Below are 11315 nucleotides of genomic sequence, written 5' to 3'. Positions count from 1 at the left end.
ATCAACACTCTTTGACAAAGAGCCTAAAAATCATAATTTAAAGAGATTTTTAGTTTTATTTTGTTTCTGATGCTACTGCTAATCGATTTAATGCTCGTAACAGTGCTAACTCTGCACGTTTTTGATCTATATTTTCTTGTGAACTATCTAAACGTGATTGCGCACGTGATACGGCTTGTTTTGCTCGCTCTATGTCAATTTTTTCTGCTAATTCTGCTGCTTGAACAAGAATATTCACCTGTTCTTTATGTACTTCTGCAAAACCTTCAGTAATAGCTAAAAATTTAGTGTGTTTTAAACCAGTAGATGCATCTTCAGTCACAATACGAACTTCACCTACTTTTAAAGCAACAACGGTAGGCACATGATTCGCCATAAAACCAATTTCGCCTGAAGTGGTTTGTAGCACAACTAAGTTGACATCTGACTGCTCATATACAACACCATTAGGTGTAACAACGCTAATAGTTAATGTTGCCATAATATGCCTCCTATTCAATATACATCCTCAAGACTATTAAACTTCAACACCCATTGATTTTGCTTTTTCTATTACATCTTCAATACCACCAACTAAACGGAAAGCATCTTCTGGAATATGGTCATATTTACCTTCTAAAATTGCTTTGAATGCTGCAACAGTTTCTTGCACTGGTACGTAAGAACCTTTTTGACCAGTGAATTGTTCAGCTACATGGAAATTTTGTGATAAGAAAAATTGAATACGACGCGCACGGTCTACGACTAATTTATCTTCATCAGATAATTCATCCATACCAAGAATTGCAATAATATCTTGTAATTCACGATAACGTTGTAAAGTACTTTGAACTTCACGCGCAACTTGATAATGTTCCTCACCAACAATTTCAGGTGATAACGCACGTGATGTTGACGCTAATGGATCTACTGCTGGATAAATCCCCATTTCTGTCAAACGACGTTCTAAGTTAGTTGTTGCATCTAAATGTGCAAATGTTGTTGCAGGGGCTGGGTCAGTATAATCATCCGCCGGTACATAAATAGCTTGGATTGATGTTACCGAACCTGTTTGTGTTGATGTAATACGTTCTTGTAATTGACCCATTTCTGTTGCTAAAGTTGGTTGATAACCTACTGCAGAAGGCATACGACCTAATAAAGCTGATACTTCTGAACCCGCTTGTGTGAAACGGAAGATATTATCAATAAATAATAATACGTCTTGACCCATTTCATCACGGAAATATTCTGCCATTGTTAACCCTGTTAATGCAACACGCATACGTGCACCAGGTGGCTCATTCATTTGTCCAAATACCATTGCTGTTTTATTAATAACCCCTGATTCGCTCATTTCAAAGTATAAATCATTACCTTCACGTGTACGTTCACCGACACCGGCAAATACTGAAATACCACCATGTTCTTGTGCAATGTTATTAATTAATTCTTGAATTAATACTGTTTTACCAACACCGGCACCACCGAATAAACCGATTTTACCACCTTTAATGTATGGTGCTAATAAATCTACAACTTTAATACCCGTTTCTAAAATCTCTACTTTTGTTGATAATTCATCAAATTTTGGCGCTGGACGATGAATTGGATCACGTCTTACTTGCGCTTCCACTGGTGCTTTATTATCAATTTCTTCACCTAAAACATTAAATACACGCCCTAATGTTGCTTCACCTACCGGCACAGAAATTGGTTTACCTGTATTTATAACTTCAGCACCACGCTGTAAACCATCTGTTGATGACATGGCAATTGTACGTACAGTATCATTACCTAATTGTAATGCGACTTCTAAAGTTAATGTTTCACTTTCTTCGCTTGTACCACGTTTAACTTCTACTTGTAAAGCGTTTAATAAATCAGGAAGTTCTCCTGTTGAAAATTTAACATCAACAACAGGTCCCATAACTTGAAGAACCTTACCTTTTGACATTATTTTTCCTCCTATACTTATTTCTGAGCTGCTGCTGCGCCACCGATAATCTCGGTAATTTCTTGTGTAATTGCTGCCTGACGTGCGCGATTATATTGAATTGATAAATCATCAATAATTTGCGAGGCATTATCTGTCGAATTTTTCATAGCTGATTTACGTGCAGCATGTTCACTAGCTTTACCATCTAACACCGCACCAAATACCATACTCTCTACATATTGAGGTAGTATAACATTTAATATTGTAGCGGCATCCGGTTCAAATTCAAATTGATAACGTACTTCACCTATTGATTCTAATTCACTAATCGGCAATACTTTATGTGCTACTGGCACTTGAGAAATCATACTTTCAAAGTGATTATATTGTAAGTACAGTTCGTCAAAAGCATGATTACTGAAAGCCTCAAGCACATATTTAGCAATTATTTTAGCATCTGCAAAAGATACTTTATCTGAAATATTCAAAAAACTTTCAATCACATGATAACCACGTTTTTTTAGAAAATTTGTGCCATAAGCACCAATTGTTATAATAGCGTAACGTTGTGGATCATTTTGATGTTTTTCTTTAATCACACGAACTAATTGTCTTAAGACATTCGCATTATATGCACCCGCTAATCCACGATCACTTGTAACAACCAAATATCCTGTACATTTAACCTCTCTATGTTCTAATAAAGGATGATCTAATGTTGTACTTTTTGCTGCAATTGTTGCGATAACTGATTGAATTTTTTCCATATAAGGTAGAAATGTACGAACATTATTTTGTGCTTTCATCAATTTAGAAGTAGACACCATTTCCATGGCTTGTGTGATTTGACTCATATTTTTTGTTGAAGTGATTTTATTTTTAATATCACGTAATGATCCCATTAGTCACCGTCCTTTCTATACAATAAAATTATTTAATTAAGCAAATGTTTTTTTGAATTCTACAAATACTTCATTCATTTTATCTTCAGATGGTAAATCTTTAGTATCACGGATAGTTGTTAATACTTCTTGACCTAATTCATGTGCATCTAACCAACTATATAGAGCCATTTCAAACGCAAGAACACGTTTAACTTCTACTTCATCTAAATGTCCACGTGTTAATGCGTATAGAATCATAACTTGTTTTTCTACAGGAATTGGCTCATGTAAACCTTGTTTTAACACTTCAACTGTACGTTCACCACGTGCTAATTTCGCACGCGTAGCTGCATCTAAATCTGAACCAAATTGTGAGAAAGCTTCTAATTCACGATATGCGGCTAAATCTAAACGTAATGTACCTGATACTTTTTTCATTGCTTTAATTTGTGCTGCACCACCTACACGTGATACTGATAAACCTGCATTAATCGCTGGTCGCACACCAGAAAAGAATAAGTCTGATTGCAAGAAAATTTGACCATCTGTAATCGAAATAACATTAGTTGGAATATATGCTGAAATATCTCCTGCCTGTGTTTCTACAAATGGTAAAGCTGTAATCGAACCGCTACCTAATTCTTCAGTAATACGTGCTGCACGTTCTAGTAAACGACTGTGTAAATAAAACACGTCACCTGGATAAGCTTCACGACCTGGTGGACGTTTTAATAATAATGATAACTCACGATAAGCTGCTGCTTGTTTAGATAAATCATCATAAATAATGACAACATCTTTACCTTGGTACATGAATTCTTCTGCCATTGCCACACCTGCATAAGGTGCTAAATATAATAATGGTGATGGTTGAGAGGCTGATGCTGTTACAACAATTGTGTAGTCAAGTGCACCATGTTGTCTTAATGTTTCTACAACACTACGTACTGTTGATTCTTTTTGTCCGATGGCAACATAAATACAAATCATGCCTGTATCTTTTTGTGCTAAAATCGAATCAATGGCAATTGCTGTTTTACCAGTTTGACGATCTCCAATAATCAATTCACGTTGTCCACGACCAATTGGTACTAAAGCATCAATAACTTTAATCCCTGTTTGGAAAGGTACAGATACCGATTTACGTCCCATAACACCTACAGCCGGTTCTTCAATACGGCGACGTTTTGTTGTTTCGATTGGGCCTTTACCATCTACTGGCATACCTAATGGATTTACTACACGCCCGATTAAAGCTTCACCTACTGGCACATCCATTACACGGCCTGTACGACTCACTTCATCGCCTTCTTTAATATCTAAATAGTCACCTAAAATAATGACACCTACATTATTTTCTTCTAAGTTTTGCGCAAGTCCAACTACACCTGTACGTGTAAATTCTAATAACTCACCTGCCATAACTTCATTCAAGCCATACACACGTGCAATACCATCACCAACTTCTATAACTGTCCCTGTATCTTTAACAGTCATATCCGCTTGATAATTAGCAATTTGCGCTTGTAATAAGGCACTGATTTCTTCAGCTTTAATGGCCATTTATGTCACTCCTTTTCATGTTAAATTGCATCATCTGAAAATTATTGATATTTCTCAAATTGACGTTTAAGTTGTGCTAATTGATTTAACGCTGTCCAATCATAAACTTTTTGTCCTATTTTTACGCGTAAACCTGCAATAATATCTTCATTAATTCCGTTAGTTAATGTTAATATTTTACCTGGATATTTTTTTTCAAAAATCGTTTTTATTTGATTCAATTCTTCTTGAGATAATAAATACATTGATTCTATCTCAACAGTCAAATGTCCTTGGTAATTTTCGTAAAGTTCGACAAAAACTTCAAAAACATTTTCAATTTCATCCGTATGATTTAATTCTACTAATAGTTTTAAATTGTTACGAAATTCATTTGTACTAGCTCTAAATACGTCATCAATAATAACATATTTTTCTGTTGCAAGTATCGTTGGTTGGGCTAATAATTGATGTAATTGATAACGTTCAGTTTTTGTCAATTGATGATAATTATTAATATCATCATATACTTGTTGTAATGTTTGATGTTCTTTGGCTACTTTAAATAAAGCAGTCCCCATACGCGTATCAAATACTGAACGACTCATTATCTTTGGCCCTCCTCCGCTAAAATATTTTGAATATATGCTTTTTGATCTTCAAGTGTCAATTCTTTCTTCATCAATTTAGAAGCAATGGCGACTGATAAGTTAGCTACTTCTTTATTAATTTGACTAATTGCACGTTGTTTTTCATTTTCAATATCTCTTTGTGCATTTTCTTTTAATTGTTCTGCTTGTTGTTTTGCATCAGCAAGCATCTTTTCTTTTTCTGTTTTTGCTTGTAATTCAGCATTTGTTAATAATTGTTGAATTTCTTGTTGCGCATTTTGCATAGCTTGTTTATTTTGTTCTAAATAAACTTGTGCTTCTTCACTCGCTTTTTCGGCTTGTTCTACTTGTTGTATAATATGATCTTCACGTTGTTTCAACATGTCCATTAATGGACCCCATGCAAATTTACTTAACAATATCAGCAAAATTGAGAAAGAAAGTAAAGTCACAATAATTGTACCTAATTCTACACCTGATAAAGCCAATGTACTCGATTGATTAATCACCACGTCGTTAACACTTCCTTTCTATTATTATCATTTAGTAAATTACTATCTACCTAATAACATGAATGCGATAACGATAGCGATAACTGGTACAGCTTCAATAACACCAATACCGATAAACATTGTTGAACGTAATTGTTTTGCTTGTTCTGGCTGTCTTGCCATTGCTTGAATTGTGTTACTAAATAGTAAACCATTCCCAATACTTGCTCCTAGTGCTGCTAAACCTGCTGCTAAACCTGCTGCGATTAAACCCATTTTTAAAATCCTCCTAAAATATAATTAAAATTAATGTTCATCATTAACATGATGAGAAATATACATCATTGCTAACAAAGAAAAAATAAGTGCTTGAATACAGTTAACAAAGATACTAAATCCTTGCCATACGACATTGGCTGCAATACCTAAAACACCTGAAAAGATACCTGTGATTGTACCACTAAATAACATCATACTCAATGATGCTAGTAAGCCAATCAATACTTCCCCTGCATAGATATTACCATAAAGACGCAAACCTAAAGTTAAAGTATTTGCTAGTTCTTCTAAAATAGTCATCGGTGCCATAGGTGATTTGTATAGCTGTACATAATTTTTTACACCTTTATTTCTTAAACCAAGATAATGTGATAATACCATCACAAGTGCTGATAATGTTAATGTGACAGTCACATTTGCTGTAGGTGATTTCCACCATAATTGATGGTCAACTACGATTGCAAAAGGCAAACCTAACATATTAGAAATAAAAATAAATGTAATAAATGTCGCTGCTAAAGCAAATACACTCTTACCTACATGCCATTCCATTGAAGTACCAATAACTTGTTCTCTAACTAGATTAGCTATTAGCTCTACAAATGCTTGCTTTTTACTTGTCGGCTTAATTTTTAACTGACGTGTCAGTAGCATCACCACAATAAAAGTTACGATACATGAAATTACAATCATTAAACATGTCGATAAATTAAAATCTAAACCTAACCAAGTGATTATCGGTTCTTCATGCTTCACATTGTTCTCTCCTTTCTGTTTATTTAGTTATTTAAAATAAATACCTAAAAACTTTTTATAGGTGACAAAAATTAATAAAGTCATGACAAACTTTAAATAGTGCCACTTCAAATAACACTACATTTCACGCTAGACATCACTCATATCAATTTTTTCTTTTTCGCATCACAATTGACAGAAAAAGCATATACCTATTATATGATAAATCATCTTTTTTTACCATCAAAGTTATGAATTTTCATGAGATTTCTTGATTTATTTTATATAAATATACACTTAAAAATAAACATATTCTAAATACTGGCTACTATAATATTTAAAACAAAAAAAGAGATGACACAATGTGTCATCTCTGGATCGTATTAATTATAATTTAACGATGTTAGTTGCTTGTGGACCTTTTTGACCTTCTTCAACGTCAAAAGTTACTGCTTGGCCTTCAGCTAATTCTTTATAACCATCGCCTTGGATTGCTGAGAAGTGTGCAAATACATCTTTACCTTCCTCAGTTGTAATAAAACCAAAACCTTTTTCTGAATTAAACCATTTCACTGTACCTTTAGTCATGTGTGGTTCCTCCTTTTATTTTTTTATTGCAATATTAAATGTTGATAATTCGTAAGGAAAACACTCACTCTAAAGAATGAAGTAGCTTATAAATCTCTTTAACATATATTACTCTTTTAATATACATTGTTTTGTTATACTTGTCAACAATTTTTCTTTGTTTATTTTATATTTTTTTATTTTGTACCAAAAATACGATCGCCTGCGTCACCTAAACCTGGCACAATATAACTGTGAGAATTTAATTTTTCATCTAAAGCAGCAATGTAAATATCTACATCTGAATGCGCTTCTTGCAAAGCTTTTACACCTTCTGGTGCTGCAATTAAACACATAAACTTAATATTTTTCGCGCCCTCTTCTTTTAACATGTCAATAGCTGAAATAGCTGAACCACCTGTTGCTAACATTGGATCTACTACAATAAATTCACGTTGTTGGGGCTCACTTGGTAATTTCATATAATATTTATGCGCTTCTAATGTTTCAGGATCACGATATAAACCAATATGTCCTACACGTGCTGATGGCAATAAACGTAACATCCCATCTATCATACCTAAACCTGCACGTAAAATCGGTACAAATACTACTTTTTTACCTGCCAAACGTTTACAAGTTGTGATTTCAATAGGTGTTTCAACTTCTACATCTTCTAATTCCATTTCTCTTGTAATTTCATAAGCCATTAACATTGCGACTTCATTTGTTAATTCTCTGAAATCTTTTGAAGAAGTATTAATATCTCTAATAAAAGATAATTTGTGTTGGATTAAGGGGTGATTAAATACATGTACTTTTGACATAAGTTTTCTCCTTTAATATAGTGGATATTTTTCAACTAAAGTGGCAACACGTTGATGTGCTTCTGTTAGTTTCTCTTCATTGTAACGATTATCAATCACTAATGCAATAATTTCTGCTACTTCTTGCACATCTTTAATATCAAATCCACGTGTTGTAATTGCTGGTGAGCCAATACGAATACCGCTTGTTACAAAGGGGCTTAATTTTTCATAAGGAACTGTATTTTTATTACAAGTAATACCTACACTATCTAATAATTGTTCTGCTTCTTTACCTGTTATTTCTTTGTTTGTTAAATCAATTAACATTAAATGATTATCTGTCGTCTCTGACACTACTCTAAAACCATGTTGTTGTAGTGTTTGTGCCATTGCTTTAGCATTATCAACTACAGCTTGCTGGTAACTTTTGAATTCTGGTGTTAAAGCTTCCCCAAAAGCAACTGCTTTAGCTGCAATAACATGCATCAATGGTCCACCTTGAATACCTGGGAAAATCGTACGATTAATTGCTTTAATAACATCTTCATCATTAGATAAAATTAATCCACCACGTGGTCCACGTAAAGTTTTATGCGTTGTCGTTGTTACTACGTGTGCGTAGGGCATTGGTGAAGGATGCAAGCCAGCTGCAACTAAACCAGCAATATGTGCCATGTCAACAAATAAATAAGCATTAACTTCATCAGCAATTTGACGTAATTGAGCAAAATCTATTGTACGTGAATAAGCAGAAGCACCTGCTACAATCATTTTAACCTGATTTTCTTTAGCTAATTGTAAAATTGTTTCATAATTAATTGTTTCTGTCGTTTTATCTAAACCGTAAGAAACAACATTAAATAATTTACCCGAAAAGTTTACTGGGCTACCATGTGTTAAATGCCCACCATGTGATAAATCCATTCCTAAAATTGTATCACCTGTTTTTAACAAACCAAAATAGACAGCCATATTAGCTTGAGAACCTGAATGTGGTTGTACATTAGCATACTCTGCACCAAATAATGTTTTAGCACGTTCAATAGCCAATTGTTCAACGATATCTACGTATTCACAACCGCCATAATAACGTTTGCCAGGATATCCTTCAGCGTATTTATTTGTTAATACTGATCCTTGTGCTTCTAATACCGCTTCTGATACGATATTTTCTGAAGCAATTAATTCAATATTATTTTGTTGTCTATGATATTCTTTCATCATCGCTTGATAGACTTCTGGATCACTTTGTTTTAATCTTGCTTGCTCGTTTTTTTCTAACATCTTGCAGCCCCACTTTCTATATGAACGATTACTTTTGTTCTAAGTCACTAATTTTATCTATACGAATTTGATGACGCCCACCTTCAAACTGTGATTTCAACCAAATATCTACAATTTCTCTTGCTAAAGATGGCCCTATTACTCGCTCACCCATCGCAATAATATTAGAATTATTATGTTCACGTGTCACGCGTGCTGTAAAACAATCATGTACTAAGGCACATCGTACACCATTAATTTTATTAGCTGCAATAGACATACCAATACCCGTACCACAAATTAAAATCCCACGATCATATTGTCCATTCACTACACCTTCAGCAACAATTTTAGCATAATCAGGATAATCCACAGATGTAGGTTGATGCGGACCAAAATCATCATATTCATGACCTAATTCTTTTAATAACTCAATAATTTCTGAACGCAAGTGAATACCACCGTGATCTGAAGCAATTGCAATTTTCATAATAAAACCTCCTAAAAATGATATTAGATTTATACTTTTAATTATAGTCAACTTTACAAAAAATAGAAAGCAAAAAATGATAGGCTTTCTAGACAATTTAACTTAGACTTTATATTTTAACGTCTATTTCACAGAAAACCTATCATTTTACTACTCATTCTAACTAAATTTAATCATTGTATATTTTTTCTTACCTCGACGAATAATGGTAAATTCATCTTCTATACGTTGTGTTGCATCTACAATAAAGTTAACATCTTGTTGACGCTGTCCATTTACATAAATTGCACCATTGGTAATATCTTCACGAGCTTGACGTTTTGATGCTACAACTTTAGCTTCGATTAATAAATCTACTAAATTATAATCTGCTTTAGCTAAGTTTGACGTTGGCACATCTTTAAAACCTTGACGTATCTCATCTGCTGTTAATTGTGATAAATCACCTGAGAATAAAGCTTGTGAAATACGAATAGCTTGTGACAATGCCGCTTCACCGTGAATTAATTGTGTTAATTCACTTGCTAAAGCTTTTTGTGCAGCACGCAAATGTGGTGCTTGTGCCATTTGTTGTTCTAAATCTTCAATTTCTTGACGTGATAAAAATGTGAAACGTTTTAAAGCACTCATCACATCACTATCTGCTGTATTATACCAAAATTGATAAAATTCATAAGGTGAAGTTTGTTTAGTATCAAGCCATACTGCGCCACCTGTTGATTTACCAAATTTCGTACCATCTGCTTTCAACATTAATGGAATAGTAAAACCATAAGCTTCAACATCACCTTCAATACGACGCATTAGCTCTAAACCACTTGTAATATTACCCCACTGATCAGAACCACCTAATTGTACTTTTACATTTAAGTGCTTATTTAAATGTAAAAAGTCAATCGCTTGTAAAATAGTATAAGTAAATTCAGTAAATGATAAACCTGTTTCTAAACGTGAAGCTACTGAATCTTTAGCTAATAAATAATTAATACCTACATGTTTTCCATAATCTCTTAAAAATGAAATCATAGATATTTCGCCCAACCAGTCTTGGTTATTAACAAAAACAGCTTCATTATCGAATACATTTTCTAATTGTTTTGTTAATGCCTTAACATTGTTATTAATGACATCCAAAGTTAATAATTGGCGTTCTTCACTACGTCCTGATGGATCACCAATTGTTCCAGTGGCACCACCAACTAACACGACTGGTTGATGACCATATTGTTGGAAACGACGTAATGTTAAAAATGGTAGTAAATGACCCACATGTAAAGAATTACCCGTTGGATCTGTACCACAATAAATAGAAACACGTTCTTTATCTAATAATTGTAATAAACCTTCTGCATCAGTTTGTTGATAAACTAAACCACGCCATTGTAAATCTTCTAATAATTGTTGTGCATTTAAACTCATATTATCCTCCTTAAAATATAAAAAGCCCTTGCAAATTACTGCAAGGGCGAAATTTTCGCGGTACCACCTTGATTAGCCGAAGCTATCTCTCATCTATACGTTAGATGTACGTGTAAGTTGTTTAATATAAAGTGTATTCACTAAACAACTGTGTTAATTTTCACTCACCATTAACTTTCTATGTGCTACAGTTTATTTAACTACTTGTCTTTACTTACATTATATTAAATTACTTGGATTATAACATACAAAAAATAGCCATTCAATACTTTTATCGTTATCATGTATCTATTGCGTAGTTCAAAAT

At 33.5% G+C, this 11315-nt stretch carries 13 protein-coding genes; all 13 read right to left on the bottom strand.

The genetic code is table 11. The features are described 5' to 3' along the window. Positions 1-55 precede the first annotated feature (55 nt). The 13 genes from AC5EAH_RS06690 to tyrS all read right to left on the bottom strand — a co-directional run bounded on the left by AC5EAH_RS06690 (position 56) and on the right by tyrS (position 11008). The gene (locus tag AC5EAH_RS06690; protein WP_493494002.1) at positions 56-481 is read right to left on the bottom strand and encodes a F0F1 ATP synthase subunit epsilon; all 426 of its coding nucleotides are present in this window, start codon (positions 479-481) and stop codon (positions 56-58) included. 36 nt (positions 482-517) lie between these two features. Continuing rightward, positions 518-1936: a F0F1 ATP synthase subunit beta gene (atpD, locus tag AC5EAH_RS06685; RefSeq protein ID WP_493494001.1), complete on the bottom strand. Its 1419-nt coding sequence runs from the start codon at positions 1934-1936 to the stop codon at positions 518-520. A 17-nt stretch (positions 1937-1953) separates the two neighbouring features. After that, positions 1954-2820: an ATP synthase F1 subunit gamma gene (gene atpG / locus AC5EAH_RS06680; protein WP_493494000.1), complete on the bottom strand. Its 867-nt coding sequence runs from the start codon at positions 2818-2820 to the stop codon at positions 1954-1956. Between the two features lie 36 nt (positions 2821-2856). Then, positions 2857-4365: a F0F1 ATP synthase subunit alpha gene (atpA, locus tag AC5EAH_RS06675; protein ID WP_493493999.1), complete on the bottom strand. Its 1509-nt coding sequence runs from the start codon at positions 4363-4365 to the stop codon at positions 2857-2859. A gap of 41 nt (positions 4366-4406) precedes the next feature. Further along, on the bottom strand, positions 4407-4952 hold the full coding sequence (gene atpH / locus AC5EAH_RS06670; protein ID WP_493493998.1) for an ATP synthase F1 subunit delta: 546 nt from the start codon (positions 4950-4952) through the stop codon (positions 4407-4409). Then, the gene (atpF, locus tag AC5EAH_RS06665) at positions 4952-5467 is read right to left on the bottom strand and encodes a F0F1 ATP synthase subunit B (protein ID WP_493493997.1); all 516 of its coding nucleotides are present in this window, start codon (positions 5465-5467) and stop codon (positions 4952-4954) included. Before atpF ends, atpH begins: the two co-directional genes overlap by 1 nt. Positions 5468-5509: 42 nt before the next feature. Continuing rightward, positions 5510-5722, bottom strand: a complete 213-nt coding sequence (atpE, locus tag AC5EAH_RS06660) for a F0F1 ATP synthase subunit C (RefSeq protein WP_493493996.1) — start codon at positions 5720-5722, stop codon at positions 5510-5512. A gap of 30 nt (positions 5723-5752) precedes the next feature. Further along, on the bottom strand, positions 5753-6481 hold the full coding sequence (gene atpB, locus AC5EAH_RS06655; RefSeq protein ID WP_493493995.1) for a F0F1 ATP synthase subunit A: 729 nt from the start codon (positions 6479-6481) through the stop codon (positions 5753-5755). A 366-nt stretch (positions 6482-6847) separates the two neighbouring features. Beyond that, positions 6848-7048 (bottom strand): cold-shock protein, encoded by a 201-nt coding sequence (locus tag AC5EAH_RS06650; RefSeq protein WP_493493994.1) that lies wholly within the window; start codon positions 7046-7048, stop codon positions 6848-6850. A gap of 176 nt (positions 7049-7224) precedes the next feature. After that, on the bottom strand, positions 7225-7854 hold the full coding sequence (upp, locus tag AC5EAH_RS06645) for a uracil phosphoribosyltransferase (protein ID WP_493493993.1): 630 nt from the start codon (positions 7852-7854) through the stop codon (positions 7225-7227). Between the two features lie 12 nt (positions 7855-7866). Then, a complete protein-coding gene (glyA, locus tag AC5EAH_RS06640; protein WP_493493992.1) occupies positions 7867-9120 on the bottom strand; it encodes a serine hydroxymethyltransferase in 1254 nt (417 codons plus the stop codon). A gap of 28 nt (positions 9121-9148) precedes the next feature. After that, complete coding sequence (gene rpiB, locus AC5EAH_RS06635; protein ID WP_493493991.1) at positions 9149-9589, bottom strand: ribose 5-phosphate isomerase B; 441 nt, start codon at positions 9587-9589, stop codon at positions 9149-9151. Positions 9590-9748: 159 nt separating this feature from the next. Further along, on the bottom strand, positions 9749-11008 hold the full coding sequence (tyrS, locus tag AC5EAH_RS06630; protein ID WP_493493990.1) for a tyrosine--tRNA ligase: 1260 nt from the start codon (positions 11006-11008) through the stop codon (positions 9749-9751). Between the last annotated feature and the right edge of the window lie 307 nt (positions 11009-11315).

The sequence above is a fragment of the Staphylococcus sp. B1(2026) genome, from assembly GCF_058895785.1.
The sequence above is the reverse complement of the archived record's forward strand: the minus strand, read 5'-3'. Positions and strand labels throughout refer to the sequence as shown.

What these genes read in the sequence shown, in the direction of transcription:
- AC5EAH_RS06690 (WP_493494002.1), bottom strand. Translation starts at nt 481, where the DNA reads ATGGCAACATTAACTATTAGCGTTGTTACACCTAATGGTGTTGTATAT.
- atpD (WP_493494001.1), bottom strand. Translation starts at nt 1,936, where the DNA reads ATGTCAAAAGGTAAGGTTCTTCAAGTTATGGGACCTGTTGTTGATGTT.
- atpG (WP_493494000.1), bottom strand. Translation starts at nt 2,820, where the DNA reads ATGGGATCATTACGTGATATTAAAAATAAAATCACTTCAACAAAAAAT.
- atpA (WP_493493999.1), bottom strand. Translation starts at nt 4,365, where the DNA reads ATGGCCATTAAAGCTGAAGAAATCAGTGCCTTATTACAAGCGCAAATT.
- atpH (WP_493493998.1), bottom strand. Translation starts at nt 4,952, where the DNA reads ATGAGTCGTTCAGTATTTGATACGCGTATGGGGACTGCTTTATTTAAA.
- atpE (WP_493493996.1), bottom strand. Translation starts at nt 5,722, where the DNA reads ATGGGTTTAATCGCAGCAGGTTTAGCAGCAGGTTTAGCAGCACTAGGA.
- AC5EAH_RS06650 (WP_493493994.1), bottom strand. Translation starts at nt 7,048, where the DNA reads ATGACTAAAGGTACAGTGAAATGGTTTAATTCAGAAAAAGGTTTTGGT.
- upp (WP_493493993.1), bottom strand. Translation starts at nt 7,854, where the DNA reads ATGTCAAAAGTACATGTATTTAATCACCCCTTAATCCAACACAAATTA.
- glyA (WP_493493992.1), bottom strand. Translation starts at nt 9,120, where the DNA reads ATGTTAGAAAAAAACGAGCAAGCAAGATTAAAACAAAGTGATCCAGAA.
- rpiB (WP_493493991.1), bottom strand. Translation starts at nt 9,589, where the DNA reads ATGAAAATTGCAATTGCTTCAGATCACGGTGGTATTCACTTGCGTTCA.
- tyrS (WP_493493990.1), bottom strand. Translation starts at nt 11,008, where the DNA reads ATGAGTTTAAATGCACAACAATTATTAGAAGATTTACAATGGCGTGGT.